This is a genomic window from Polaromonas sp. AET17H-212, assembly GCF_002379085.1.
Classification (GTDB): Bacteria; Pseudomonadota; Gammaproteobacteria; order Burkholderiales; family Burkholderiaceae_C; genus Polaromonas.
This window is the reverse complement of the sequence record NZ_NBZW01000001.1, coordinates 55,510-81,561: the sequence shown is the minus strand read 5'-3', so window position 1 is coordinate 81,561 and position 26,052 is coordinate 55,510. Positions and strand designations below refer to the sequence as shown.

Genomic DNA, 26,052 nt, shown 5'->3' with positions numbered 1-26,052 from the left:
CTCTCAATCGACAAAGTCCGACCCGCATGGCATCATGGTCCACGCCGGGCGTCATGTCCGGCCCCACTGAAAGGCTGGATGCATGCGTTGGCCCTGGCAAGTTGATGCGCCACTCCGGCAATCACAGACGCATGCAGACTCTGCGCAGGACTCGATCGGTCGCCCGATCGCCTGGCTGACGGGTGGCCTGATGGTGGTTTCCGCCTGCGCGGTGGCCATCGCCCTCTTTTACCTTCGCGACGAAGCCTTGCGCGCCGGGGAGAAACTGACCCAGTCGCTGGTGCAGGTGATCGAGGAACAGACCGGCCGCTCCTTCCAGACGGTGGACCAGCGCCTGCAACTTGCGACCAGCCGGCTGCAGGCATTGCAGGAAGAAAAACGGCTTGACGAACACACGGCCCGCACCATGCTGCGCGAGCAGCTCAACGGCCTGCCCTTTGTGCGCGCCATCTGGGTGCTGGATGCCGGCGGCCGCATCGTTTTCGACTCGGACCTCGGCAACATCGGAGTCAGGCTGGCAGACCGCGAGCATTTCCAGATCTACCAGCAGCGCCCATTGGCCGGTTTCCACATCAGCACACCGGTACGCAGCCGATCCACAGGCGGCTGGCTGATCAGCGCGTCCCGGCCCTTGCGGGCGGCGAACGGCAGCTTCGCGGGTGTCATCGTGGCCGCCGTGGAACCGCCCTACTTCGACAAGCTCTGGCATGGGGTGGACCTGGGCGCCGGCGGCGCGATTGCGCTGTTCCGCCGCGACGGGGTGCTGATGATGCGCAGCCCGATGGACGACAGCGCCATGGGCAAGGCCTTTCCCGACCTGCCCCTGTTTTCCGAACAGCTCCCCAAAAGCGCGCAAGGCGTTTACCAGAGCACCAGCGTGATCGATGGCCGCGTCCGCATCATCGCCTACCGTGTCATCGACACCTACCCCGAGCTGGTGATCTACGCCGGCTCTCCCTACGAGGATGTGCTCGCGCCCTGGAAGCGTTTTGCCACGCTGACCTGGCTGATCTGGCTGGCTGCCGCGGCCACGGTGGCGCTGCTGTCGCTGCTGCTCTACCGATATTCCCAACAGCGGGCACGCACCCAGTTGCGTTTTCGGCAGTTGGCGCAGGCCATGCCGCAAATCGTCTTCATCACCGATGCAAGCGGGCACATGGCGTTCGTCAATGACCAATGGACCCACGTGACGGGCCAGCCGGTGGAGGCTTCACTCCAGGGCGGTTGGTTCAAACATGTGCACCCGGATGACCTGGAAAGGACCGCCGAGGATTTCCGCTTGGCCATCGAAAGCGGGCAAGGCATTCACAACGAACATCGCCTGCTGTGCGGCGACGGCACTTACCGCTGGCAGCTGGCGCGAGTGCTTCCCAACCGCGATGACGCCGGGCGCATTGTCTCGTGGTACGGCACCTCCACCGACATTGACGACCTGAAACAGGCCGAAGCTGCGCTGCATGCACAAACCGCGCTGCTGCGCATGGCGGGGCAGTTGTCCCGGCTGGGCGGCTGGGCGGTGGAGTTGCCCGAGATGCGCTTTCTCTGGTCGGATGAAGCCTTGTTGATCCTCGAGCAGCCCCAGGGCAGCGAGCCCACCCTGGCCTCCGCGATCGGCCTTTGCACCGAACAGTCGCAGGCACTGGCCGCCCGGGTGGCACAGGAATGCGTGGAAAGCGGCACGCCTTTCGATGTCGAGGTGGAGATGGTGACCGGCACCGGCCGCCACATCTGGGTGCGCTCGATGGGCCAGGCCGTGCGGGACGACCATGGCAGCATCATCCGCATGCAGGGGGCGCTGCAGGATGTCACCGAACGCGTCAAGGTCGAGCATGAGCTTCAGGCCCATCTGCAAACCTTGCAGCGTGCCGCAGAGGCGGCGCAGGCCATCACCCAGCACCACACGCTGGAGGGGGTGATGCAGGAAGTGGCGGAGCAGGCGCGCAGCATCATCGGCGCCCACCAGGCAGTCATCAGCCTGCGTCGCGGCCCCGAAAAAGGCCAGGCCATCACCGCGCTGTCGCTGTCCGACAAATACGCGAACTACCGCCATCTGATCGACCCGCCCGATGGCAGCGGAATCTCCGCCGTCATCGGCGAGACCAACCGGCCCATGCGCCTGACGCAGGCCGAGCTCCAGGCCCACCCGCGCTGGCGCGGCTTCGGCGCGTATGCAGACCAGCACCCGCCCCTGCGCGGCTGGCTCGCCGTGCCGCTCACGGGACGTGACGGCAGCAACGTCGGCCTGCTGCAGTTGTCGGACAAACACGAGGGCGACTTCACCCGGCAGGACGAATACGTTGTCACCGAACTCGCCGAGCTGGCCCTGATCGCGATCGACAACGTCAACCTGCTGGCCCAGGTCCAGGAGTTCAACAGCGGCCTGGAGGAAAAAATCGCCCAGCGCACACGTGAACTGTCGCGCCAGGAAGCCCTGCTCAGGGCGCTGGCCGAGCAGGCACCGTATCCGATCTGGACGATTGACCCGGAGGGCAATGCCACCTTTATCAGCCAGGCCTGGTACGAACTTTTCGGCGGCGCAGCGCCCGACTGGCACGGCACGGCCTGGATGGGTCTGGTGCACCCGGACGATTTGTCCGGCATGCTTGAAGCATGGCATGGCCACCGCCAGACGCGCACGCCCTACGCCGGAACACGGCGGCTGCGCACGCCGGACGGCAGCTACCGCCTCATGTCCTACCGCGTGTCGCCGGTGCTCAACGACGCCGGCGAGGAGTTGTTCTGGGTCGGCATTGATGTGGACATCACGGAAATCAAGGCGACCGAGACCGCCTTGCGGCTGTCGAACGCGGAGCTGGAAGCCTTTTCCTACTCGGTCTCGCACGACCTGCGCTCACCGCTGACCACGGTGGACGGCTTCAGCCGCCTGTTGCTCAATGAGCTGCAGGGCCAGGAGTCCGTGAAGGTCCAGCACTACCTGGACCGCATCCAGGCCGGCGTCGAAAAAATGGGGCACCTCATCGAAGGCCTGCTGTCCCTGGCCCATGTGACACGGCAGGCCATCGAATACGCGCCGGTGGATCTGAGCGCCATCAGCACCGAGATACTCGCGCGCCTGCAGTCCGCAGACCATTCGCGCCATGTGGTGTTCAGCGTCGCGCCTGACTTGCTGGTGCACGGCGACAGCCGGTTGTTGCACGCCGTGATGGAAAACCTGCTAAGTAACGCCTGGAAATTCAGCGCGCGCTGCGCCAACGCAGAAATATCGGTCGGCCGGCTGTCGCCGCGCGGCGCCTTTTTTGTGCGCGACAACGGCGCCGGCTTTGATATGGCTTATGCGGACAAGCTGTTCGGCACCTTCCAGCGCTTGCACGATGTCGCGGAGTACGCGGGAACTGGCATCGGCCTGGCGACGGTTGCGCGCGTTATTTCTCGCCATGGTGGCCGCATCTGGGCCGAGTCGGCGCCGGGACAGGGCGCGACTTTTTTCTTCACGCTGCCGGCAGTGGCATGACGCCGCGCCGCGCGATCGCCGGAAAAACCGCACCCGCATCATCCCGGATGCCCGATCACAAGCTGACGGTGACGAACGGCGATGCGATGTCTGAAGGCGGCTCGTCCGAGCCGCGCGCGGCAGCAATGGTCAGTGCAAAGCCTCGGGGTCCAAAACGTCTGCCAGCCCGCCAATCGTGAAATAAAAGCTGGCGCCCAGGCCCGGCGCGGACTCGGCCCAGATACGGCCGCCGTGCCGCGTGACGATCCTGTGCACCGTCGTCAGGCCGATGCCCGTGCCGGCAAATTCCGAGGCGGTGTGCAAGCGCTCGAAAGCGCCGAACAGTTTGTCCGCATAAGCCATGTCAAAGCCAGCGCCGTTGTCCTGCACAACATACACCTGTTCGCCGTCCGGCCGGGTCTCGCACCTGAACGCAATCAGGGTCTGCGGCTGTCTGCCGCTGAACTTCCAGGCATTGCCCAGCAGGTTGTCGAGCACCCGCTGCAGCAGGCGCGGGTCGCCCTGGGCCAGCAGCCCGGGCTGGATATCGAGCGAGACCCTCCGTTCGGGCTCGCGCTCCCGGTAACCGTCGAAAACCGCGTGAGCGATGGCGCTCAGATCGACACTGTCCCAGCGCAGGCTGGTGCGCGAGACCTGGGCCAGCGAGAGCAAGGCGTCGATCAACTCGCCCATCTGCGAGACGCCGGCACGTATGCGCGACAGGTAGTGTCTGCCGCGGTCACTGGACGCACTGGCGTCAAGCTCCTTGCCGAGCAGGTTGCTGAATCCGTCAATGGCGCTGAGCGGCGTGCGCAGGTCGTGCGACACCGAGTATGAAAAGGCCTCCAGCTGCTTGTTGGCCGCCTGCAGTTGCTCCGTGCGTTGCCGCACACGCTCTTCAAGTTCCGCATTGAGGCGCAAAATTTCCTCTTGCGCCTGTTTGCGCACACTGATGTCGCGCACCACCAGGACGATGATCCAGTCCGCGCCGACGCGTTTGGCGTGCTGGTGCACTTCGACCTGCACCTCGGTGCCATCCTTGCGCCGCACCTGGGTTTCCGTCAGCTCGTCCGTACCTTGGCCGGCGATGATGGCATCGTACATAGCCCCCAGTTGTTCAACCGTAGCCGTGCCCAACCCCGTCGGTCCCATCTCGAGCAATTCTTCACGCGTATAGCCGAGCGTGGCGCAGGCCGTCGCGTTGACGTCGACAAAGCACATGTTGGAGCGGTTCACCAGCACGATTGCATTGGCGGTTGCGTCCATCGCACTGCGAAAGCGTTGCAACTCGGCCGTGCGCGCCTGCACCTGTTGCTCCAGGAGCAAGCCATGGTTCTGAAGATGATCGTTGAACTCTTTCAGACGCAACAGATTGCGCACCCGCAACCTCAGCTCGGCGTGGTCAACGGGTTTGGTCAAAAACTCCTCTGCCCCGGCATTCAACCCCGCCAGGCGGGCGCTGCTGTCGCCGAGCGCTGTCACCATGATGATCGGAATGCTCGCGGTGGCGGGATTGGCCTTGAGCAGGCTGGCCACCTGGTGGCCGTCCATGCCCGGCATCATGACGTCGAGCAAAATCAGGTCGGGTGCCTGCAGCGCAATCGAGGCCAGCGCCTCTTCGCCACTGGCGGCGCTGAGCGTGAGATAACCTTCTGGCCGCAGCAGCGCTTCGAGCAGCTTGCAGTTCTGGCGTTCGTCGTCGACGATGAGGATAGTGGCAGGGGAACGGGTCATGGGGGCCGATGCAAGGAGTTTGCTGTGCTGGCCGCTGGCGATTTTCCAGCAGTCAAGAGGGTGTCGATCACTGCATACAGTTCCTGGTAGCGCAAGGGCTTGGCGATATACGCGTCGCAACCGGCTGCCCGGGTTTTTTCCTGGTCTTCTTTCATCGCCATCGCGGTCAGCGCAATAACGGGAATCGCGGCGGTGGCCGGATCGTGTTTGAGCAGGGCCGTTGCCGCCAGGCCGTCCATGCCTGGCAGCTGGATGTCCATCAGGATCAGGTCGGGCCGATCGGCGCGTGCCAGCGTCAAGCCGGTTTCGGCATCGACGGCGCAGAGCACCGCATGGCCGGCGTTGCGCAGCAAAAGACAGGCCAGCTTCATGTTCGCCGCGTTGTCTTCAATGATCAGTATGCTGGCCATCCGGTGCCCTTTCTAATGTGGCTGCAACGTGGCCAGGGGTGGTCCGGCTGCGGCCAGGATCGCGGCGCCAGTGCTGTCCGGCTGGACGGGCATGGCGTGGGCCGGTAGCCGCAGCGGCAACCAGGCGGCGAAGCGCGAACCCTCGCCCTCTGCGCTGGCCACGGCCACGGTGCCCCCGTGCAGTTCGGCCAGTTGCTTGACCATCGCCAGACCGAGACCGGTGCCCTCGAATTTGCGCGCCAGGCTGCTGTCGATCTGGCTGAAGGCCAGGAACAGTTTCGCCATGTTTTCCTTCGAAATGCCGATGCCGCCGTCGCTGACGCTTATTTCGAGAAATTCGTTGCACTCGCTGTCGGCCAGGGGGAAGCCGTGCACCGGCCAGGCGCCGGGCAGCGTGCCAACGATGCCGCGCGAGACGCGCCGCGCGCACAAGGTCACGCGTCCGCCGTTGGCGCTGAATTTGACGGCGTTGGACAGCAGGTTGTAGACAATTTGCTTGGTCTTGCGCATGTCCAGCAGGGTCAGGCCCAGGTCGCCGGCTGTTTCGAGTTCGAGCTGGATGCGCTGGGCCAACGCCTTCTCCTTGACGATGGACAGGCTGTTCGACAGCAGGCTGTTCAAGTCGCCCGCCTCCAGCTCGAGTGTCATCATGCCCGCCTCGACCTTCGACAAATCCAGAATGTCATTGATCAGGGACAGCAGGTGCTGCCCGCTGGTGAAAATATCGCCGATATATTCGTGCTGGGTCTCGCTCATCCGGCCCATCAGGCCATCCTTGAGCGCCTCTGAAAAACCGATGATGGCGTTCAGCGGCGTGCGCAACTCGTGCGACATGGTGGCCAGGAATTCCGACTTCATGCGGCTGGCATGCTCCAGCTCGATATTTTTCTCCTGCAAGGCGCGCTCGAAGCGCTTGAGCTCGGTCACATCGCGTGCCGCCGCAACGACCCCTTGCAGCTTGCGGTCGCGGTCGTGGAAGGTCGCGGCGTTGTAGGAAACCACAGTTTCTTCGCCATTCTGGGCGCGCACGGTCAGTTCGTAGTTGCTGACCTTGTTCTCCGTGAGGGCGCGTTTGATCGCCGCGTCGGCCCGCACCGGGTCGGTGAAGAATTTCTTGCAGGGCGCGCCGATCAATTCATCGCGCGTGCGCCCGGTGAGCGCCATCATCTGCTGGTTCACGTCCGAGATGATGCCCTGCGGATCGGTCGTCATGAGCGCGTCAATATTCGATTCGATCAGGGAGCGGGTGTAGAACTGCTGGTCGCGCAGCCGTTGATCGAGCAGCGCCTGGGCCGCCTCGATTTGTTTGCGGGCCGTATTGTCGGTGCCGATCAAGAGATAGCCAAGGATGTTTTCCTGCGCATCGCGCAGTGCGGTGACCGAGACGATGGCGGGAAAGCGGCTGCCATCCTTGCGGATATAGGTCAGCTCGTAAATATCCTCGATGCCGCGCGAGGCCTTGAACACCAGCGCCTCAAAACCCGGCGTGATCGGGGTCGCCAGCTCGAGGCTCAGGCTTTGAGCGCGCGCGATCACTTCCTGCGGATCGGAAATGTCGGCCGGCGTGATCTTGTTCAGGACGTCGGCGGCGGCGTAACCGAGCATGCGTTCGGCGCCGACATTGAAAATCTGGATGACGCCCTTTTCGTCGGTAGCGATGCTGGAGAAGTTGGCGCTGTTGAAGATCGCATTTTGCAGGGCCCCTGCTTTAAGGAGTGCCTCCTCCGCCTGCTTGCGGGCGGTGTTGTCGGTGCCGATCAGCAGGTAGCCGATGATCACCGCCTGATCGTCGCGCAGTGCCGTGACGGACACGACCGCCGGAAAGCGGCTGCCGTCCTTGCGGATGTAGGTCAACTCATAGATGTCCTCGATCCCGCGCGAGGCCTTGAAGACCAGCGCCTCAAAACCCGGCGTGATGGGCGTATCGAGCTCCAGGCTCAGGGCCGCTGCCCGTGCGATCAGTTCTTTGGGGTCCGAGATATCGGCCGGCGTGACCTGGTTGACGACATCCGATGCGGCATAGCCCAGCATGCGTTCGGCGCCGACATTGAAAATCTGGATGACGCCTTTTTCATCGGTGGCAATGCTGGAGAAGTTGGCGCTGTTGAATATGGCGTCCTGCAAAGCGCCCGTCTTGATCAGCGTTGCCTGGCGCCGAAATTCCATGACGCCGTCGGCCCCGCCCTGTTTTTCGCCAACGTCATCAAAAGCACCGGTTTTCAGCATACTTCCTTTCGCGCAAACAATCACACGTCAGCAAGCGGCTTGGCAAAACGGCACGCGGCTGTAAAACAGACTCACGGATGACCACCTGGATCGGCACGGAGGCCCGAAGAGGCTGGTGACAAGGAGAAGATGACGTAAGGAATAGTATCCGGAAACCTCGGGCGCGGAGCACCAAGCCGGCAGCACGCTGCGCCGGAGAAAGCCTACAAACGGCGTAGGACACCAGGCCGTTCCCGGTGACGCTGCGCTCCACGCGCGCGCGCACGGCGGTCGATTCGCACCGGACAGGCGCCTGCCCAGACACCAGCGTACGGGAAGACGCCAGGGCCTCTGCTGGACGGGGTTTACATCAGCGGCCGCAGTTCGCGCGCCGCGTCGAACAGCAGCGGCAGCAGGTCACGCTGCATCTGCTGGGCGCTCAGCCGCTGCGGCGACGCAACAATGTTGAGCGCGGCCACCGTTCGGCCCTGCATGTTGCGCAGCGGCACGGCGAGCGCATGCACGCCGAGTTCGTGTTCTTCCACCGCCAGGCAGCAGTCGTCGGTGCGCACCTGCTCGATCACCGCGCGAAACTGCTTGATGTCGATGATGGTGCGGGTGGTCAGGCGCGGCAGGGTGCGGCCCTTGAGCCACTGTGTCAGGCCGGTTTTGGGTTTGGCGGCCAGCAGCACCCGCCCGGTGGAGGTGGCATGGGCCGGCAGGCGCGCGCCCAGGTGCAGCCCGTAGGCCAGCACGCGCACGGCACCGTCTGATCCGTTCTTCCATTCGTAACCGCTGCGCCCGACGATCACCACCTCGTCGCCGTCGAGCACACCGGCTGAAAACGACTCCTGGGTCTGCGCCGCCAGGCGGTTCAGCGTCGGCTGCACCGCACGCGGCAGACGCGCCGACGCCAGGTAGCTGCCTGAAAAGCGCAATACCTTGGGGGCCAGCCAGAAATAACTGCCATCGGTCTCCAGGTAACCCAGGTGCGCCAGCGTCAGCAGGTGGCGGCGCGCGGCGGCGCGGGTGATGCCGGCACGTTCGGCGGCCAGCGTCGCGTTCAGCCGCTGGCGCTGCGTGTCAAAACTCTCCAGCACCGCCATGCCCTTGGCCATGCCTTCGATCATGTCTGCCTTGGCAATGGGCCGGCTGGTCTGCAGGACCGCGCCCATCTGCTCGGAGGGGGGAGAATGTCTGCTCATTGCGCGATCATCGCACAAATGGCCTGCAGATCGTGCACCGCCCGCGTGGCCATCTGGCAAGCACCGGGCATGAGGCCTACGCTAGCAACTCAGTCAAAACGACGTGGAGAATGACATGCGTACCCAGGTTGCCATCATCGGTGCAGGCCCCTCCGGCCTGCTGCTCGGCCAGTTGCTGCACAAGGCCGGCATCGACGCGGTCATTGTCGAGCGCCAGAGCGGCGACTACGTGCTGGGCCGCATCCGCGCCGGCGTGCTGGAGCAGGTCTGCATTGACCTGCTCGACGAAGCCGGCGTCGGCCGGCGCATGCACCAGGAAGGCCTGGTGCACGGCGGTTTCGACATGCTGTTCCAGGGCGAGCGCCACCGCATCGACATGAACGGCCTGACCGGTGGCAAAAACGTCATGGTTTACGGCCAGACCGAAGTCACGCGCGACCTGATGGCTGCGCGCCAGGCGGCCGGCCTGACCACCGTTTACGAGGCCGGCAATGTGGCCGTGCACGACTTCGACACGAAGAAACCGCGCGTGAGTTACGAGAAAGACGGCCAGACGCATGAGATCGAATGCGACTTCATCGCCGGTTGCGACGGCTTTCACGGCGTGTGCCGCGCCAGCGTGCCGGAGGGCTCGATCACCGAGTACGAAAAGGTCTACCCCTTCGGCTGGCTGGGCGTGCTTTCCGACACCCCGCCGGTGCACCATGAACTCATCTACGTCAACAGCACGCGCGGCTTTGCATTGTGCTCGCAGCGCAGCGCCACGCGCAGTCGCTACTACCTGCAGGTGCCGCTGACCGACAAGGTCGAGGCCTGGTCGGACGATGCCTTCTGGAACGAGCTGCGCCTGCGCCTGGACGCGAACGGCCGCGACAAACTCGTCACCGGCCCATCGATTGAGAAAAGCATCGCCCCGCTGCGCAGCTTCGTCGCCGAGCCCATGCGTTTTGGACGCCTGTTCCTGGCCGGCGACGCCGCCCACATCGTGCCGCCCACCGGCGCCAAAGGGCTGAACCTGGCCGCCACCGATGTGAAATACCTCTCCAGTGCGCTGATCGAGTTCTACGCCGACAAAACCGAAGCCGGCATCGACAGCTACTCCGAGCGCTGCCTCAGGCGCATCTGGCGGGCCGAGCGTTTCTCATGGTGGTTCACCAGCCTGATGCACCACTTCCCGGAAAACGGCCCCATCGGGCAAAAGCTGCAGGACGCCGAGCTCGACTACATCGTGCACTCGGAAGCCGGTGCCCGCTCGGTCGCCGAAAACTACGTCGGCCTGCCGCTCGATTTCGGCAACTGAAGCGGGCCGGCGTCACCGCCGTCCGTCAGCCGCCATCGGCCTCATGCACCAGCAGGTCGCCGGGCTGGCAGTCGAGAAACTCGCAGATCTTCTGCAGGGTGTCGAAACGCACGCCCTTGACCTTGCCCTGCTTGAGCAGCGACAGGTTGGCTTCCGTGATGCCGACGTAGGCGGCCAGGTCCTTGGACCTGGCCTTGCGCTGCGCCAGCATCACGTCGAGTTTGACGACGATGCCCACAGGAAAACTTCAGCCGAACCGGGCGTTTTCTTCGGCGAGGGCCACGGCCTTGGCCATGACGGCAGAAATCTGCCACACCATGCCGGCAAACAGCAGCGTCAGCAACTCGTTGCTGCCCAGGCCAAAGGCCAGCGCCTTCTGTCCGGCCGGCGCCCCCGCCGTCAGCACCATGCTGATCAGCATGGCCACGAACAGACCGGCCACCACCGAGGCAAAAATGCCGGCGGCAAAACCACGCAGGTAACGCACGGTGCGCAGGCTCAGGTACTCGGCCTGCGAAAACCCCGAAAAGCAGCGCATCGCGCACACCAGGCCGTAAGACGTGCAGCATACCGGCACCATGCCCAGCACCACCGCCAGCACGCGCTGCCACAGGTCCACGTCCAGCATGACCAGTTGCAGCGCCGACAGCTGGACGCCTGCACGAAGCAGCAGGCCCTCGGTCGGCGTGGTGACCAGTTGGTACAACACGGCCAGCGGCAAAGCCACCGTCAGCAAAGCACAAACCCAGGCAAACGCGCTGTTCAGGCGCTGCACGTCCGGCCCCGACAAGGCCGCCGCAGTCAGTGTGTTTTTCATGAGAGACACCCTTTCTAGAGGCCGCCAGTATCTCTCATTTATTTCTGTTAAACAATAATTAATTTCTGTAAAGCAGTATTTTTTACAAAACAAAAGCTAGTCTTCCCGGCCCTGACCTCAGGGCCTGTCCGCGGCATGGCGCGGCGCCCTCCGTTTAGGGTAAATTGCCAGCACACTTCGCCGCCCCTTTTTCCCTTCTCGCCCTTCTTCATCCTGCCCGCCCTTCACCCAGGTCCATCCATGCCATCCAGCGCCACGCCAGCCAAACACCCTGCCCTCCAGTCCCTGCAAGGCCTGCGCATCCTGAGCCTGGCGCTCAACCTGCCCGGCCCGGCCGCGCTGATGCGTTGCCGGCAGATGGGTGCAACCTGCATCAAGCTCGAGCCACCCGCGGGCGACCCCATGGGGCTCTACAACAAGCCGGCCTATGCGCAACTGCATGAGGGCGTGAAGGTGCTGTCGGCCGACCTGAAAACCGAAGCCGGCCAGAAGGTGCTGCACCGCGAACTTGAGAAAACCGACGTGCTGCTCACCTCCTTCCGTCCTTCAGCGATTGACAAGCTGGGCCTGGGCTGGAAAAAAATCCATTCGCTTTACCCCGCGCTGTCGCATGTCGCCATCGTTGGCGCGCCAGGTGCGCTGGGCGAAGAGCCCGGCCACGACCTCACCTACATGGCCCACAACGACCTGGTGACCGGGCTGAACCTGCCACCCACGTTGTACGCCGATATGAGCGGCTCGCTGATGGCCAGCGAGGCCGTGCTGCAAGCGGCCCTGCGCCGGCAGGAGCCGTATGCCGGCTCGGGCGACCCGCATCCGCGCGGGGCCTTCATCGAAGTGGCCCTGTCCGAGGCCGCGGCCTACCTGGCGCTGCCGCGGCAGTGGGGCCTGACGCAGCCCAGCGGCTCGGTCGGCGGTGCGCATGCCGGCTACCGGGTCTACCCCTGCCGGGACGGCCGTGTGGCGGTGGCGGCGCTGGAGCCGCACTTTGCCGCCGCCCTGTGTGCGGCGGCGGGCGTGGAGGCGGCAACCATTCAGGCCATGTTTGCACCCGCCACACACCAGGCGATAGCGGCATTCATGCTCACACAGACACGCGCGCAGCTCGACCAGCTGGCAACGGCAAAAGACATTCCCCTGCATACGCTATTGAATTAATAGCTACCGGCGCACGTACAACATAGGCTAGAGGCCAATTTGGCTTCAAAAAAGCCGGGCAAGGGCCGCCTGCTGCATGCCATTGCATGGCGCCTGCGGGCGCGTAGGATGGAGGGACTGTCCTGCCGCAGGCCCCACCATGACCGAGTTCGAACTCAAGCTTGAAATCCCGCCCGCCCGGCTGGCTTCGGTGGAAGCGGCGCTGCGCCGCGGCATGACACGCACCCAGCGCCTGCGGGCGCGCTACTTCGACACGGCCGACGGTGCACTGGCGGCGCAGGGCGTGGTGCTGCGCCTGCGCAAGGAAGGCCGGCAATGGGTGCAGACGGCCAAGGCCCCGGGCAGCCGGCCGCTGGAGCGGCTGGAGCACAACGTCGCGCTGGGCAGCCAGACCGCGCCCCTGCCCGAGCTGTCACGCCACGACGGCACGCCGGTCGGCGAACGCATCCGCCAGGCCCTGAAAAAACACCAACCCGGCGCGGCGGCGCCCGACCTGACCCTCGTCTATGCCACCGACATGGCTCGCCTCACGCGAACCGTGCGGGCGCGCGGCGCGGTGGTCGAGCTTGCGCTGGACCAGGGCCACATCGCCGCCGGCGACAGGACGCGGCCTGTGCGCGAGCTGGAACTCGAACTCAAGCAAGGCCAGGCCGCCGGCGCTGTGGCACTGGCCACCACCTGGTGCCTCAGACATGGCCTGTGGCTCAGCAGCGTGAGCAAGTCCCAGAAAGGCCAGCGCCTGGCGCTGGGCCAGGACTTCGGCGCAGCCGTGGACGCAGAAGCGCCGCGCTTTCCCCGCCACGCCTCGGGCCGCGAGGTAGCCGCCGCCGTCGTAGCCGCCTGCCTGAACCAGGTGCTGGCCAACGCCAGCGACGTGGCCGCCGGCTGCACCGCCGAAGAAAACATCCACCAGCTGCGTGTGGGTCTGCGCCGGCTGCGCACCGCGCTGCAGGAACTCGAGGCCCTTGCCGGCGGCTGGGGCGATCAGGGCGATGCCTGGAAGGCGGTGCTGGCCAGCGTGTTCCGCGAACTGGGCCAGCACCGCGACCGCGACTACCTGCTCGGCAAGCTGCAGGGCCAGATCGAAGCCGCAGGCGGGCCTCCCGTGGACTGGCAAGGCGCACTGGGCCCGCTGCCCAGCCCCGCCGATGTGGTGCGCGCGCCGGCCTTCCAGCAGGCGCTGCTGGGCCTGATTGGTTTTGTGCACACCGCCCCGAGTGAAGCCGCGCCTGCGCCTGACGACACAGCGCCGAAAAAATTCCTGCGCCAACGCCTGAGGCGCCTGCACCAGCAGGTGCTGGCGCGCGGCCGCCAATTCACCGCCCTGCCCGAGGCCGAACAACACGCCCTGCGCAGGCGCGTCAAACGCCTGCGTTATCTGGCCGAGTTCGCGCAACCCCTGTTTGCCAGGCGCAAGGCCGCCGCCTACCTGACGGCCCTCAAGCCGCTGCAGGACGCGCTCGGCATCTACCACGACGAAGTGGCGGCGCTGCAGGTCTGGCAAGGCCTGTCGGTCCACGATCCGCGCGCCCTGTTCGGTGCCGGCTGGCTCAGCGCGCGCCGCGAGGTGCATGTGCAGGCCTGCCAGCAGGCCTGCGACCTGTTGGCCCGGCAGATACGGCCGTTCTGGGACTAGACATGAGGTTCATGACACGTAGACGTCATTCAAAAAGAACGCTTCCTTTTTGATTTCTATTTTTCAATTGAAGTTGTTTCTAAAAACCGAAACAACCGCCCAGCGGGCTGCGACTCCACCAGATCCACCGGCGCACACAACACCAGCGACCGCTTGGCCCACCCATCCGACAAGGGCCGCACAGTCAGCCGCCTGCCGCCCTCACTCTTCCCCAACACGGCAGCCGGCACCACCGCCGCGCCTACGCCCTGCTCCACCAGCGTACACATCGCCTCGAAGCTACCGAGGTTGGCACGAACCCGCATGGGTTTGCCCAGCTGCGCGGCCTGCAGGCTCAGGTAGGTGTGCAGGGCGCTGGAAGCGCTGTACCCCACCAGCTCAAGATCGAGCACCTGCTCAAAAGCCACCGAGCGGCTGCGCGCCAGCGCATGGCCACGCGGCAGCACGAGCACCAGCGGATCTTTGCAGAAAAAAGCTGTTTGCAGCCCGGTCATGTCTTCTGCATCCGACGCAATGCCGATGTCGGTGGCGCCCTGCCTGACCGCCTGCACGGTGAGGGGGCTGGCGCTTTCTTCCACCACGGTGTCGATGGACGGGTGCTTGCGCAGGAAGGCCGCCAGCAGCGGCGGCAGGTGCTGCACCAGGGCCGAGGTGTTGCACATGAGGTGGATTTTTCCGAGGGCGCCGCGGCCATGCAGGGCCAGCTCGCCGCGCAGCTGGGCCATCTGCGCCAGCACGGCGTGGGCGTGGCGCAGCAGTGCCTCGCCGGCGGCCGTGGGTCGCACACCGCGTGAATGGCGCGCCAGCAGTGCCACACCGGCTTGCGCTTCCATGCCGCGCAGGCGGGCACTGGCGGCGGCCAGCGTGAGGTGTGAACGGCTGGCGGCGGCCGTCATGCTGCCGGCCTCGCAGGCATGCACAAAAAGCTGAAGGTCGGTCCAGTCAAAACGCATTGAGGTCACCGGTGGCTACACACAGCGCTGAGCCTACCTCAAGCAAAGACAGATGGTCAGGGCGGCGGCGTCGGGCGACACTGCAAGCCCGCATTCCCCAGGAGCACGCATGTTTGTCCCCGACGTCCACGAGTTCATGCTGGTGAGTTTTGTCTTTCTCGCGGCGGGCGGTGTCAAGGGCGTGCTGGGCATGGGCCTGCCGACGGTGGCCATGGGTCTGCTGGGGTTGATGATGCCGGTGGCCGAAGGCGCGGCCCTGCTCGTGCTGCCTGCGCTGGCGACCAACCTGTGGCAGATGTCGCGCGGCGGGCACCTGCGGGCGCTGCTCAAGCGGCTGTGGCCCATGATGGCCGGCGTCTGCTTCGGCGTCTGGCTGGGGCGCGGCTGGATGGCCACACCGGGCGGGCACGCCATGCTGTGGCTGGGCCTGAGCCTGGTCGCCTACGCGCTGGCCGGGCTGGCGGGCTTGCGCCTGCCACCGCCCCGGCCGCAGCGGGAAGCGGGCCTGTCCGGCCTCATCGGCACGCTGACCGGCCTGCTGACGGCGGCCACCGGCGTGTTTGTGCTGCCGGCCGTGCCCTGGTTGCAGGCGCTGGGGCTGAAGAAGGACGAGATGGCACAGGCACTGGGCTTGTCGTTCACGGTCTCCACGCTCGCACTGGCCGTGGCACTGGCCGGCAGCCGCCACCTGAATGCGGACTCGGCTGCACAGTCATTGCTGATGCTGCTGCCTGCCATGCTGGGCATGTGGCTGGGCCAGAACCTGCGCGACGAACTGAGCCAGAACGGCTTCCGCGCCTGTTTCATGGGCGGCTTGCTGGTGCTGGGCGGCTGGCTGGTGTGGCGTGGCTGGTGACGCCAGCATGCTCCTTATTTGATAGCTGCTTGCGCTCGCAACATAAGGGCTGGAGGCCGTTTTGACTCATGACAAAACCGCTGAGGGGCAAACTCAACGGCGCCGACGACTCAACGGCTTTGCCCGGCCAGCTGGGCCTTGAGCGCGGCATTTTCCGCCGTCAGTTCGCTGATGGTCTGCCGGAGCCGCGCAATCACTCCCTCGGGTGACTCCGGTTCGGTGCGCGCCACGGCGCGTGTTTCGCGCACCTGGCGGGCGGCCTGCTGCAGCTCCTTGCGGCCACCGGCGGCGGCGGCCACCTGCACCTCGACCGGCAGCGAGGCCACGCTGGCAGCGGCGTTGATGGAAATCGTGCCGGACTTCACCGCCGCCATCAGTTCGGGGGCGGCCGACTTCTGGATCTTCTCGATCTGGCTGATGGTGTTGCTGCTGATGCGGGCTGCCTTGGCCAGAGCGTCGCGCGTCAGCAGGGGTTCGGGCGCCGGGGTCGGGGCGCCTTGCGCCTGGTCGGACGCGGAAGAGCCATCCGCCGTGGTTTGCGCGCGCGCCGCCAGGATGTCCTTTTTGCGCAGGGCCAGCACACCACGCTGGAAGTCAGACACACTGCGCCGCCCCAGGTGCTGGTCGATCATCCACAGGTGCACGTCGTCCATGGATTTGAAATGGCTGTTCTGCACGGTGTTGAAAGAGATGCCGTGCTGGGTACAGATGCTGTGGCGGTTGTGGCCGTCCACCAGCACGTCGCCCCACAGCACCAGCGCATCGCGGCAACCTTCGGCCAGCAGGCTGCGCTCCAGGGCCTCGCGTTCGTCGGCGGTCAGCGGATCGATGTAGGCAAGCAATTCTTGGTTGACCGTGATGTTCATGGTGAGTTCGTCAGGGATGGCTGTGAAAAAACGACTCCAGCCCTCCACGCATGGCGGGTTGGGTCGTCGAAAAAGGGAAGTCACGCGGCAGCAGCGGGGTGCGGCCCGGTGCGTGACAGTCGGCGGGGGCAGACTGCAGGAAGCGCCCCGGGCAAGATCATAGCGAGGACCAACCGCGGGCTGGGCGCACCCGGAAAGCCTTCGCGCAGTTGCTTCCGGCGCCTGCGCAGGTACCGGGACCTGCAGCGCGTTTGTGCCGCGGGACCAGAATTATGAAGAAAATGGCCTGCAGCCCTTTACAGACAAGCGCCAAGAGCTATCGAAACAATAGCGAATCAGCCAACAAACGCCGCGCAGACTGCGCGCCCGGCGCTTTTTCTGACACGTTTTTGGGTGTGAAGGCGCTGCACCAGCGCTGCAACACTGGATAATCAAATCCCCGACACGGAGAGAGAACCCCTTGTTTTCAATGCGCCAAGACCGCCGGATCAGCCTGATCGGCGGGATCATCTTTCTGGTGACAACCCTGACAGCAGGCATCGCCGTGTATGCCGTCATGGAGCGGCAGACAGAGTCGGTTCTCAGCCGTGGCCTGCAGGCAGCCCTGCAAAGCAATGTCCGCCTGTTTGAAAGCCAGACCCACCAGGCCCTGACCGATGCGCGGACCGCGGCGACGCGTCCTTTCCTGGTGCAGACCCTGCAGATTCTCGGGTCCACGCCGGACGATGCCGCGGCAACGCTGGCGATGCAGCGGGCTGCCACCTCGTTTCTGTCCACTGGTTTCAATGGTTTGTCCTTTCATGACGCGCGGGGACGTGAAGTGGCCCGTGCCGGCAGTTTTTCGCGCGGTGGCGAGCAACACGTCCTGCTGAGCCAGAAAGACCACGCGGTCCTGTTGTGGAACGGCAAATTCATTGTCCAGACGCACCTGGACATCCTCGACCCCCAGGGCCTTCGCGTGGGCGAGGTCAGGACGGAGGTCGCCCTGCCCTTGTTGACCCGGGTCTTTGGCGATGTGGCCGCCATAGGCCAGAGTGCCGAATTCGCGATCTGCGCGCCGCTGGACGACGGCAAGGACATGAACTGTTTTCTGGGACGCGTGTCCGGCATAGAGTTCAAGCGCCTTGCGCGTGTCGTCGAGGGCAAGGCCCTGCCCATGAACCACGCCCTGCTTGGAAAGACCGGCATCATCGTCGCCCGGGACTACCGGCGCGAACAGGTGGTGGCGGCCTATACGCCCATTGCGCCTTTCGCTTTCGGGATGGTGCTCAAAATCGACCAGAAGGAGCTGTACGCGCCCATCCTCGCGCAGCTCAAGTACATCCTGCCCCTGCTGGCTGCGCTGGCGATTGTGGGCATGCTGCTGCTCAATGTTCTGGTCGCGCCGCTCGTGCGCAAACTGGTTCTCTCGGAAAAAGCCGCGCGTGATGCCAATGCCCTGCTGCGCAACAACGAAACGCAGTTGCGCGATATCACCGACACCTTGCCGGCCCTGCTTGCCTACGTCGATGCGGAGCAGCGCTTCCGCTTTCATAACCGGGCCTATGAAGAGGCGCTGGGGCTGTCCTCGGAGCAGATCGAGGGAAAACACCTGCGCGAAGTCCTGGGCGAGAAAATTTATCAAGCCACGACCCCCCAGATTGAACAGGTAATGGCGGGTTACCCGGTAGTCTATGAACGCACCCGGAAAAACCCTCGCGGCGACCCGCGTGACTATGTCGTCAACTACTTCCCGCGGTATGGCGAAGGTGAAGACGAGGGTCGGGTCATCGGCTTTTATTCCATGGCGACCGACGTCACCGAACTCAAACGCCTGGACCGCATCAAGAGCGAGTTCGTCTCCACCGTGAGCCACGAGTTGCGCACCCCGCTGACCTCCATCCGGGGCTCGCTGGGCCTGATCGCCGGCGGCGTGGCCGGCCAGGTGCCCGACGCCGTCAAGTCGCTGGTGGAGATTGCCAAGAATAACTGCGAGCGCCTGATCCGCCTGATCAACGACATCCTGGACATCGAGAAGATCGAGTCCGGACAAATGCAGCTCGACCTGCAGGAGCTGGCGCTCAAACCACTGCTGGTGCAGGCGCTGGCCGCCAACGAGGGTTTTGGTGCCGCGAAAAACGTGCACCTGAAGCTGTTCTGTACCGACGAGCCCCTGCACGTCCGCGCGGACAGCGACCGCCTGACCCAGGTCGTGACCAACCTGTTGTCCAATGCCATGAAGTTTTCGTCACCCGGTGGCACGGTGGAAGTGCATGTGTCGCGCGCCGGCCTGGGCGTGCGGGTCGAGGTGCGCGACCGCGGCCCGGGCATTCCCGACGAGTTTCGCAAGCGCATTTTCCAGAAATTCTCACAGGCCGACTCGTCCGACACGCGCCAGAACAGCGGCACCGGGCTGGGCCTGAATATTTCGAGGGCGATCATCGAACGCCTGGGCGGCACCATGGGTTTCGAGAGTGACGCCAGCACGGGCACCACCTTCTTCTTCGAGTTGCCGCAATCGCCATCGCCGCAACCAGGCAACCTGCCCGTGGCAACACCTGCCGCCTCCACCACCAAGCCGGCCGGCGTCCGCCCGCGCATTCTCGTGTGCGAAGACGACCGCGACATCGCCCACCTGATCGGCCTGATGCTGGAAAAAGGCGGTTTTGACGTGGACCGGGCCTATACCGCCGCCACAGCACTGGCCTTTCTGGAAAAAACCAGCTACGCCGCGATGACGGTGGACCTGGGGCTGCCCGACCAGGACGGCATCACCCTGGTCCTCACCTTGCGCCGGCAGGCGCACACGCGCAATCTGCCCATCGTCGTGGTTTCGGCCTCGGCCAGCGAAGAACGGATCGAGTGCAACAGCCTGCCGCTGGAGGTCTCGGACTGGCTGGACAAGCCGATCGACGAGAACCAGCTGGTCCTCGCACTGCGCCATGCCATCGGCAGCATGGCCGAAGGCAAGCCGCGCATCCTGCATGTCGAGGACGACGTCGACATCCAGCGCATCACGGCCGCCATTGCCCAGGACTTCGCGGTCTTCGAGTTTGCCGCCTCACCCGAGGAAGCGCGTGCGCGGCTGCATGAGCAGCACTTTGACTTGGTGCTGCTGGACCTGGCCTTGCGTGGTGGGTCAGGCTGGGAGGTGCTGGCAGACGTCGAGGCGCTGGACCAGCCGCCACCCGTGGTGGTGTTCTCGGCCACGGCACTGAGCCGTGCCGAGGCCGACCGCTTCGCGGCCGTGTTGGTCAAAGCGCAGACCTCGAACGCCGAAGTGTTGCAGACCCTGCAGCGCGTGCTTGCCGAGACGCACCCGGCCGGCGCGGCGCCGGCCTGAGCGAACAGTCCGTCGCCAGGACCTCTCCGGCGGTCATGGCGTTTCTGTCTGCCAGCAACTCCTGAATTGATAGCTACCGGCGACCGTCCGACAGGGGCCGGTTGCCGTTTTTCCCTGCAAGCTGAAACTCAGCCCTGGAATCTCAGCCCTGCTGGAGCAGCATGCCGATCTGCTGGTCCTTGCGCTCCCACAGGTCGGTGAGCCACTGCTGGAAACGCATGCGAAACACCGGATCAGCGGCGTAGTCGCCCTCGCTGAACTCGGGCGGAATCGGCAGCTGTTGCGCGCGCACGATGATTTTCGGCGCCTGGCCGCAGAGAAACTGCCAGAAGGACGGCGCACCGGCCGGGTAGACGATGGTCACGTCGATCAGCGAGTGGAATTTTTCACCCATGGCGTTGACCGCCAGCGCCAGCGCGCCGGCCTTGGGCTTGAGCAGGTGCCGGTAGGGCGAGGCCTGTGACGCGTGTTTGGCGGGCGTGAAACGTGTGCCCTCGGCGAAGTTCATCACGCTGGTGGGCACCAGCGCAAACTTCTCGCACGCGCGTTTGGTGGCTTCGCGGTCCTGCAGGCGCCGCTCGGGGTGTTTGCGCAGGTCGGCCTTGGTGTGGCGCTTCATGAAGGGAAAGTCCAGCGCCCACCAGGCCAGGCCGATGACCGGCACCCAGATCAGCTGCTGCTTGAGAAAAAACTTCAGCATGGGAATGCGCCGGTTCAGCACATGCTGCAGCACAAAGATGTCCACCCAGGACTGGTGGTTGGCATTGACCAGGTACCAGCCCTCGTAACGCAGCGCGTCCACGCCGGCCACGTCCCACACGGTACGCTGCGTCAGCCGCATCCAGCCGCTGTTGCAGGCAATCCAGGCGGTGGCAATCGCGTTGAGCAGCGGGTCGATGCGCACACGCACCGCCTTGAACGGCAACACCAGCTTGACCAGCGACGCGGCGAACAGCAGCGAGCACCAGAACAGCGTGTTGATGGCCAGCAACAACAGCGCAATCACACCGCGAAGAAAGGAAGGCAGGAATCGGAGCATGGGCAGTTCAAAACTTGGATTGTTGCGCGTCCGGGCATGCCCGGCCTTGTGGAAGGTCAAAAGCAGCGTAATGGGAGGCCGGTGACGGTGTGGAGAGCTCCTGTTTTAATAGCTGTTTGCGCCCGCTGTATAAGGGCTGAAGGCCGATTTTTCTTGAAAACATCCCAAGAACCACCGACTGACAGGCTTTGGGTCCCCGTGCACTTCAAGGCATGCGGGCGCGCAGTTCCTGCAGGGTTCCCACGATCAGCCGCAGGCCGAAGGCGCCGACGACAGCCCCGGACGCCTTGGTGAGGCGAGCGAAGTTGCGCAGATAGGCGCGCTGGACGGCCTTTTGTGAAAAGGCAAAGGCCAGGCTGGTGTGCCAGACGACGGAGTTGAAATAGACAAGGGCGACCGCGCTGGCGACATGCACCCAGGACGGCGACGGCGGCAAGGCCGTCGCGAACACGCTTCCATAGAACAGAGCGATTTTGGGATTGAGCGCACTGGTCATGAAGCCCACGCGAAACGCCGCGTTGTTGCTCAGGGTACCCTGCGGCTCCGCCGCCACCGAAGCGCCCGAACGCCAGAGATTGAAGGCCAGGTACAGCAGGTACAAGCCACCCGCAACCTGCACCGCCTGCCGCAACATCGGCTGCGTCGAGAACACAACACCAATCCCCATGACCGCGAGCGTCGCCCACGCGAAGGTGGCGGTGGTCATGCCTGCAACAGCGGCCAGCGCCGTGGCGCGACGTTGCCCGCCGGCGAGCTGCGCCAGCAAGACGACGTTGAAGCCGGGGACCAGAAGAACCGCCCAGTGGAGCAACGCGATGGCAATCAGGGATGGAAGCATCTGTGTGCCCTAGCGTTCGGCGTCAGCCGCACCCGCTTGCGGGCGTCGGTTGCACGCCGGGGCCAGGCAGCGCCCATTTGTTTGCGATGACTTGTGCGAGAACAATCCGCCCCTCTTCAAGATTTCGTCGTTGGTTCTGGGCCATCGCTTGAAAATCAGCTCCGAGCAGGACGTGAAATCCAAGCGGCGGCAAGCCTTCCTTGCGGATCTTCTCTGCCAGCGACACGAACCAGGCGCGCGCCGCATCAGTCGTGTCCGACCAGTGGGTCACCATGAACCCGGCAGCTTCGAGAAGCGTACGCAGCTCATCCGGCCGCACCAGGAAGCTCGTTTCAGGCGTGCGCGCCCAAGGAACAGGAAAGAGAACAGGACCTGACGGACCGGCGAGAATATCGTAGATTGCGAGCGTGCCGCCCGGCTTCAGAACCCGGTGCATCTCCTGGTACAGCCGGGATTTATCCGGGATGTTCATCGCCACGTGCTCGGTCCAGACCACGTCGAACGACGCGTCATCGAACGGTAGATTGGTCGCGTCGCCCTGGCGATAGTCGACGAGGTCCGCGAGGCCGATCTTCGCGGTGAGTACCGCAGCGGCGCCGCAGTATTCCTCAGTGAGGTCGATGCCGGTGACACGGCAGCCGAACTCCTTTGCCAGGCATCGAGACGTCCCGCCGACACCGCTACCGACATCCAGCACACGCTTCGCCGCATCGAGGCCAGCAGCCCGCGCAAGTTCGAGCGTCGCTGCCCGGCCGCGGATATGAAACTCGTCGACCGGCGCCAAGTCCTCGAGCGTGAGGCGATTTACGTCTTTACCCGACTTTTCCAGCGCCGCGAGGATGATGTTCCCCAAATCGGAACGGGCGTAGTGTGTCTGGATTGCTTCGTTGACTCGAGTCGGTATGGACATGAGCACACTCCGTATGTTGACGCTGCCTAACGAAATGACAGGAGCAAGGCGTCCTTGTCGATTGCCAAGTTAAATTTCATGCTGCTTCCGATACGATCCAATATGTCGTCCTCCAACTTCGATGAGCAGCCAAAGCGAAATTGGCGCGCAAATCCATGCCAGTAACTGGCACCAAAACAAGCCAAACCCTAGCGCCGGCAAAATGTTCACACCTCCCGCAAAACATGGCTGGAGGCTTTTGAGATTACCTTCACATCCGAAATGACCGTACGCCCAAACTGCCATTTGCCACCAGCCCACGGTAAGGATCGCGGGGAGCAATGCCAAAAAATATTTTGTACGCAGCCTCATATGAAATTTAACGCAATGTAGACCGCAAACCCTGCGGTGTAACTCGGCGGCTGCGGCTTGATCTGGGAAACCCCGCAGCGTAAATGCTTGTCGCGATCCGGTTTTCAGACATCTGTTGTTCAACCTGCACAATGAAATGGAACCACAAACCCGGCAAATCGAAATTGTAGTGACTGCCCGGAAAACGCCCTCAAACACGCCGGCCCCGTGCGCCGCCAGCCAGCGCCACGCGCTTCCCCCTGAGCGTGGCTGTTTGCTGCTGCAAGGCGCGGTCCTGGCGCATGAGTCTGGCTTAAAACCGAGGCGGAAGCAATGATGACCACAGGCTCAGTCGCTATTTATTTCATAGCTGCTGGCGGCCGCCGAATAAGGGCTGATGCCCGATTTTTCTTGAAATTATGCGAGAAAAGCGGCTCAGCCAGGTTGTTTCTGCTTTGGCTTTGCCAATGCGGACTTTGATCCGCAATCCATGCCTGTCGCCCTGCCTATGGTTCGTGCCGCATGGATCCGGGTCAGGCCCGGGATGACATGCGGGGGACGTATCGCGGTCAGCGCGCCTTGCGCAATGGCTTCCCGCCGGGCTTGCCCGAGCCGTTGTCGCGCGGCGGCAGGCCGGTGTGCTGGGTCAGAATGCGGCCCTTGACGGGCGTCACGGGTTTCAGCGCCACGGTGGTCGAGTTCTTCTTGCGCGCGCTCACGTAGCCACCGTCCGTCATGGGCTGGAAGGTCGGGATCAGGTGGTGCTTGCCGTTGCCGATCAGGTCGGCGCGGCCCATAGCTTTCAGTGCCTCGCGCAGCAGCGGCCAGTTGTTGGCGTCGTGGTAGCGCAAAAAGGCCTTGTGCAGGCGCCGCCGCTTGTCGCCGCGCACGATGTCCACCGTCTCGCTCTCGCGCGTGATCTTGCGCAGCGGGTTCTTGTTGGTGTGGTACATCGTCGTGGCGGTGGCCATGGGTGACGGGTAAAAGGTCTGCACCTGGTCGGCGCGGAAGCCGTTTTTCTTGAGCCAGATCGCCAGGTTCATCATGTCTTCGTCGCTGGTGCCGGGGTGGGCGGCGATGAAGTAGGGAATCAGGAACTGCTTCTTGCCGGCTTCGAGGCTGTACTTCTCGAACATCTGCTTGAACTTGTCGTAGCTGCCGATGCCGGGCTTCATCATCTTGGTCAGCGGGCCCTGCTCGGTGTGCTCGGGCGCGATTTTCAAATAACCGCCGACGTGGTGCGTGACCAGCTCTTTCACGTACTCGGGGCTTTGCACGGCCAGGTCGTAACGCAGGCCCGAGCTGATCAGGATCTTCTTCACGCCCTTGAGCGCCCGCGCGCGGCGGTACATCTTGATCAGCGGGTTGTGGTCGGTGTTGAGGTTCTGGCAGATGCCGGGGTAAACGCAGCTCGGCTTGCGGCAGGCCGACTCAATCTCGGGCGACTTGCAGCCGATACGGTACATGTTGGCGGTCGGCCCGCCCAGGTCGGAGATCGAACCGGTGAAGCCCTTGACGGTGTCGCGGATGGCCTCGATCTCGCGGATCACGGAATCTTCAGACCGGCTCTGGATGATGCGGCCCTCGTGCTCGGTGATGGAGCAGAAGGTGCAGCCACCGAAGCAGCCGCGCATGATGTTCACGGAAAAGCGGATCATCTCCCAGGCCGGAATCTTGGTCGCGCCGTCGTGGCTGCCGGCTTCGTCCTGGTAGGCCGGGTGCGGGGCACGGGCATACGGCAGATCGAACACATAGTCCATCTCGGCCGTGGTCAGCGGAATCGGCGGCGGCGTGATCCAGACGTCGCGCGCGGTGGCGCCTTCGCCATGCGCCTGCACCAACGCACGCGCGTTGCCGGGGTTGGTTTCGAGGTGCAGCACGCGATTCGCGTGGGCGTAGAGCACGGCATCGCTCTTGACCTGTTCGTAGGACGGCAGGCGGATCACCGAGCGGTCGCGTGGCGGCACCTTGATCCTGCCCTGCATGTGGGACAAAGCGGGGTTGGGCACGAAGGTCAGCGGTTTGATGGCGGGGTTGGCTTGCGGCACTTTGGCAAGAACCGGAGAACTTGCGGACTCTGCCTGTGCCGCAACCTCAGCCGCCTCGTCCTCGCGCGCGCAGCTGGCGCCCTGCTCTTTGGCCTGCTCCGAAATCATCAGGTAGGGGTTGACATGCGCCTCGACCCGGCCCGGCGCATCGACGCTGGTGGAATCGATCTCGAACCAGCCCTGCGCGGTTTCGTCGCCGGTGCGGCGGATGAAGGCCGTGCCGCGGATGTCGGTCATGGTCGCGACCGGTTCCTTGGCGGCAATGCGGTGGGCAATTTCGACAATCGCGCGTTCGGCGTTGCCATACAGCAGCAGGTCGCACTTGGCGTCGACCGCGATGGAGCGGCGCACCTTGTCGGACCAGTAGTCGTAATGGGCGATGCGGCGCAGCGAGCCTTCGATGCCGCCCAGGATGATGGGCACGTCCTTGTAGGCCTCACGGCAGCGCTGCGAATAAACGATGGCGGCGCGGTCAGGCCGCTTGCCGCCGATGTCGCCGGGCGTGTAGGCGTCATCGCTGCGGATCTTGCGGTCGGCCGTGTAGCGGTTGATCATCGAGTCCATGTTGCCGGCGGTCACGCCGAAAAACAGGTTCGGTTTGCCGAGGGCCTTGAACGGGTCGGCGCTTTGCCAGTCGGGCTGCGCGATGATGCCGACGCGAAAGCCCTGGGCTTCGAGCATGCGGCCGATCACCGCCATGCCGAAGCTCGGGTGGTCCACATAGGCGTCGCCGGTGACGATGATGATGTCGCAGCTGTCCCAGCCGAGCACGTCCATCTCGGCCCGGCTCATGGGCAGGAATTTCGACGTACCGAAGCGGCTGGCCCAGTACTTGCGGTAGCTGGTCAGGGGTTTGGCGGCGCGCGCGAAGAAGGAGACGTCGATGGGGGCGTTCATGGGGGCCTGAAGAGGACCTAAAAGGGCAACCTTTGATTTTAAGGTTTTAAGCCCGCTTGTGCGCCTTACATGGGTAC

At 64.3% G+C, this 26,052-nt stretch carries 18 protein-coding genes; 6 read left to right on the top strand and 12 right to left on the bottom strand.

Features of this window, described 5'->3' with window-relative positions; translation table 11 throughout:
- Positions 1 to 82: 82 nt before the first annotated feature.
- Entirely contained in the window at positions 83 to 3,472 is a 3,390-nt protein-coding gene (locus B7G53_RS00360; protein ID WP_096662284.1) for a PAS domain-containing protein, read from the top strand.
- A gap of 129 nt (positions 3,473 to 3,601) precedes the next feature.
- Here B7G53_RS00360 and B7G53_RS00355 read toward each other — a convergent pair whose 3' ends face one another.
- From B7G53_RS00355 to B7G53_RS00340, 4 genes are all read right to left on the bottom strand, one after another.
- Complete coding sequence (locus B7G53_RS00355) at positions 3,602 to 5,185, bottom strand: sensor histidine kinase (RefSeq protein ID WP_096662283.1); 1,584 nt, start codon at positions 5,183 to 5,185, stop codon at positions 3,602 to 3,604.
- Positions 5,182 to 5,595 carry a response regulator gene (locus B7G53_RS00350; protein WP_096662282.1) on the bottom strand — a complete coding sequence of 138 codons (414 nt, stop codon included), beginning with the start codon at positions 5,593 to 5,595 and terminating at the stop codon, positions 5,182 to 5,184. The genes B7G53_RS00355 and B7G53_RS00350 overlap by 4 nt, the downstream gene beginning before the upstream one ends.
- Positions 5,596 to 5,607: 12 nt before the next feature.
- On the bottom strand, positions 5,608 to 7,821 hold the full coding sequence (locus B7G53_RS22975) for a PAS domain-containing sensor histidine kinase (protein WP_217992571.1): 2,214 nt from the start codon (positions 7,819 to 7,821) through the stop codon (positions 5,608 to 5,610).
- A 344-nt stretch (positions 7,822 to 8,165) separates the two neighbouring features.
- Complete coding sequence (locus B7G53_RS00340) at positions 8,166 to 9,005, bottom strand: IclR family transcriptional regulator domain-containing protein (RefSeq protein ID WP_303621650.1); 840 nt, start codon at positions 9,003 to 9,005, stop codon at positions 8,166 to 8,168.
- 115 nt (positions 9,006 to 9,120) lie between these two features.
- Between B7G53_RS00340 and pobA the strand changes: the two genes are divergently transcribed.
- The gene (gene pobA, locus B7G53_RS00335; protein ID WP_096662280.1) at positions 9,121 to 10,305 is read left to right on the top strand and encodes a 4-hydroxybenzoate 3-monooxygenase; all 1,185 of its coding nucleotides are present in this window, start codon (positions 9,121 to 9,123) and stop codon (positions 10,303 to 10,305) included.
- A 25-nt stretch (positions 10,306 to 10,330) separates the two neighbouring features.
- On the opposite strand, the gene B7G53_RS00330 is transcribed toward pobA, so the two are convergent.
- Both B7G53_RS00330 and B7G53_RS00325 read right to left on the bottom strand, forming a co-directional pair.
- Positions 10,331 to 10,543, bottom strand: coding sequence for a helix-turn-helix domain-containing protein (locus B7G53_RS00330; protein WP_096662279.1), 213 nt, complete (start codon positions 10,541 to 10,543; stop codon positions 10,331 to 10,333).
- Between the two features lie 9 nt (positions 10,544 to 10,552).
- Positions 10,553 to 11,122: a DUF2975 domain-containing protein gene (locus B7G53_RS00325; RefSeq protein WP_096662278.1), complete on the bottom strand. Its 570-nt coding sequence runs from the start codon at positions 11,120 to 11,122 to the stop codon at positions 10,553 to 10,555.
- A gap of 240 nt (positions 11,123 to 11,362) precedes the next feature.
- Here B7G53_RS00325 and B7G53_RS00320 point away from each other — a divergent pair, with 240 nt between their 5' ends.
- Together B7G53_RS00320 and B7G53_RS00315 are read left to right on the top strand one after the other, a co-directional pair.
- Positions 11,363 to 12,280, top strand: a complete 918-nt coding sequence (locus B7G53_RS00320) for a CoA transferase (protein ID WP_096662277.1) — start codon at positions 11,363 to 11,365, stop codon at positions 12,278 to 12,280.
- A gap of 139 nt (positions 12,281 to 12,419) precedes the next feature.
- Entirely contained in the window at positions 12,420 to 13,916 is a 1,497-nt protein-coding gene (locus tag B7G53_RS00315; RefSeq protein WP_096662276.1) for a CYTH and CHAD domain-containing protein, read from the top strand.
- 56 nt (positions 13,917 to 13,972) lie between these two features.
- On the opposite strand, the gene B7G53_RS00310 is transcribed toward B7G53_RS00315, so the two are convergent.
- Positions 13,973 to 14,869, bottom strand: a complete 897-nt coding sequence (locus B7G53_RS00310) for a LysR family transcriptional regulator (RefSeq protein WP_096662275.1) — start codon at positions 14,867 to 14,869, stop codon at positions 13,973 to 13,975.
- A gap of 109 nt (positions 14,870 to 14,978) precedes the next feature.
- Here B7G53_RS00310 and B7G53_RS00305 point away from each other — a divergent pair, with 109 nt between their 5' ends.
- Positions 14,979 to 15,725 carry a sulfite exporter TauE/SafE family protein gene (locus B7G53_RS00305; protein ID WP_096662274.1) on the top strand — a complete coding sequence of 249 codons (747 nt, stop codon included), beginning with the start codon at positions 14,979 to 14,981 and terminating at the stop codon, positions 15,723 to 15,725.
- A 110-nt stretch (positions 15,726 to 15,835) separates the two neighbouring features.
- Here B7G53_RS00305 and B7G53_RS00300 read toward each other — a convergent pair whose 3' ends face one another.
- The gene (locus tag B7G53_RS00300; RefSeq protein WP_096662273.1) at positions 15,836 to 16,591 is read right to left on the bottom strand and encodes a hypothetical protein; all 756 of its coding nucleotides are present in this window, start codon (positions 16,589 to 16,591) and stop codon (positions 15,836 to 15,838) included.
- A gap of 469 nt (positions 16,592 to 17,060) precedes the next feature.
- Here B7G53_RS00300 and B7G53_RS00295 point away from each other — a divergent pair, with 469 nt between their 5' ends.
- Positions 17,061 to 19,913 carry an ATP-binding response regulator gene (locus B7G53_RS00295; RefSeq protein ID WP_096662272.1) on the top strand — a complete coding sequence of 951 codons (2,853 nt, stop codon included), beginning with the start codon at positions 17,061 to 17,063 and terminating at the stop codon, positions 19,911 to 19,913.
- Positions 19,914 to 20,055: 142 nt separating this feature from the next.
- Here B7G53_RS00295 and B7G53_RS00290 read toward each other — a convergent pair whose 3' ends face one another.
- The 4 genes from B7G53_RS00290 to B7G53_RS00270 all read right to left on the bottom strand — a co-directional run bounded on the left by B7G53_RS00290 (position 20,056) and on the right by B7G53_RS00270 (position 25,975).
- Positions 20,056 to 20,952: an acyltransferase gene (locus B7G53_RS00290; protein WP_096662271.1), complete on the bottom strand. Its 897-nt coding sequence runs from the start codon at positions 20,950 to 20,952 to the stop codon at positions 20,056 to 20,058.
- 205 nt (positions 20,953 to 21,157) lie between these two features.
- Complete coding sequence (locus B7G53_RS00285) at positions 21,158 to 21,790, bottom strand: LysE family translocator (RefSeq protein ID WP_096662270.1); 633 nt, start codon at positions 21,788 to 21,790, stop codon at positions 21,158 to 21,160.
- Between the two features lie 22 nt (positions 21,791 to 21,812).
- Entirely contained in the window at positions 21,813 to 22,700 is an 888-nt protein-coding gene (locus B7G53_RS00280) for a methyltransferase domain-containing protein (RefSeq protein ID WP_255249867.1), read from the bottom strand.
- A gap of 899 nt (positions 22,701 to 23,599) precedes the next feature.
- Positions 23,600 to 25,975, bottom strand: a complete 2,376-nt coding sequence (locus tag B7G53_RS00270; RefSeq protein WP_096662268.1) for a YgiQ family radical SAM protein — start codon at positions 25,973 to 25,975, stop codon at positions 23,600 to 23,602.
- Between the last annotated feature and the right edge of the window lie 77 nt (positions 25,976 to 26,052).

Coding starts and splice junctions, on each gene's coding strand:
- B7G53_RS00285 (WP_096662270.1), bottom strand. CDS start 21,790: ATGCTTCCATCCCTGATTGCCATCGCGTTGCTCCACTGGGCGGTTCTT.
- B7G53_RS00295 (WP_096662272.1), top strand. CDS start 17,061: ATGCGCCAAGACCGCCGGATCAGCCTGATCGGCGGGATCATCTTTCTG.
- B7G53_RS00310 (WP_096662275.1), bottom strand. CDS start 14,869: ATGCGTTTTGACTGGACCGACCTTCAGCTTTTTGTGCATGCCTGCGAG.
- B7G53_RS00290 (WP_096662271.1), bottom strand. CDS start 20,952: ATGCTCCGATTCCTGCCTTCCTTTCTTCGCGGTGTGATTGCGCTGTTG.
- B7G53_RS00350 (WP_096662282.1), bottom strand. CDS start 5,595: ATGGCCAGCATACTGATCATTGAAGACAACGCGGCGAACATGAAGCTG.
- B7G53_RS00315 (WP_096662276.1), top strand. CDS start 12,420: ATGACCGAGTTCGAACTCAAGCTTGAAATCCCGCCCGCCCGGCTGGCT.
- pobA (WP_096662280.1), top strand. CDS start 9,121: ATGCGTACCCAGGTTGCCATCATCGGTGCAGGCCCCTCCGGCCTGCTG.
- B7G53_RS00325 (WP_096662278.1), bottom strand. CDS start 11,122: ATGAAAAACACACTGACTGCGGCGGCCTTGTCGGGGCCGGACGTGCAG.
- B7G53_RS00300 (WP_096662273.1), bottom strand. CDS start 16,591: ATGAACATCACGGTCAACCAAGAATTGCTTGCCTACATCGATCCGCTG.
- B7G53_RS00270 (WP_096662268.1), bottom strand. CDS start 25,975: ATGAACGCCCCCATCGACGTCTCCTTCTTCGCGCGCGCCGCCAAACCC.
- B7G53_RS00340 (WP_303621650.1), bottom strand. CDS start 9,005: ATGAGCAGACATTCTCCCCCCTCCGAGCAGATGGGCGCGGTCCTGCAG.
- B7G53_RS00355 (WP_096662283.1), bottom strand. CDS start 5,185: ATGACCCGTTCCCCTGCCACTATCCTCATCGTCGACGACGAACGCCAG.
- B7G53_RS00280 (WP_255249867.1), bottom strand. CDS start 22,700: ATGTCCATACCGACTCGAGTCAACGAAGCAATCCAGACACACTACGCC.
- B7G53_RS00320 (WP_096662277.1), top strand. CDS start 11,363: ATGCCATCCAGCGCCACGCCAGCCAAACACCCTGCCCTCCAGTCCCTG.
- B7G53_RS00360 (WP_096662284.1), top strand. CDS start 83: ATGCGTTGGCCCTGGCAAGTTGATGCGCCACTCCGGCAATCACAGACG.
- B7G53_RS22975 (WP_217992571.1), bottom strand. CDS start 7,821: ATGCTGAAAACCGGTGCTTTTGATGACGTTGGCGAAAAACAGGGCGGG.
- B7G53_RS00305 (WP_096662274.1), top strand. CDS start 14,979: ATGTTTGTCCCCGACGTCCACGAGTTCATGCTGGTGAGTTTTGTCTTT.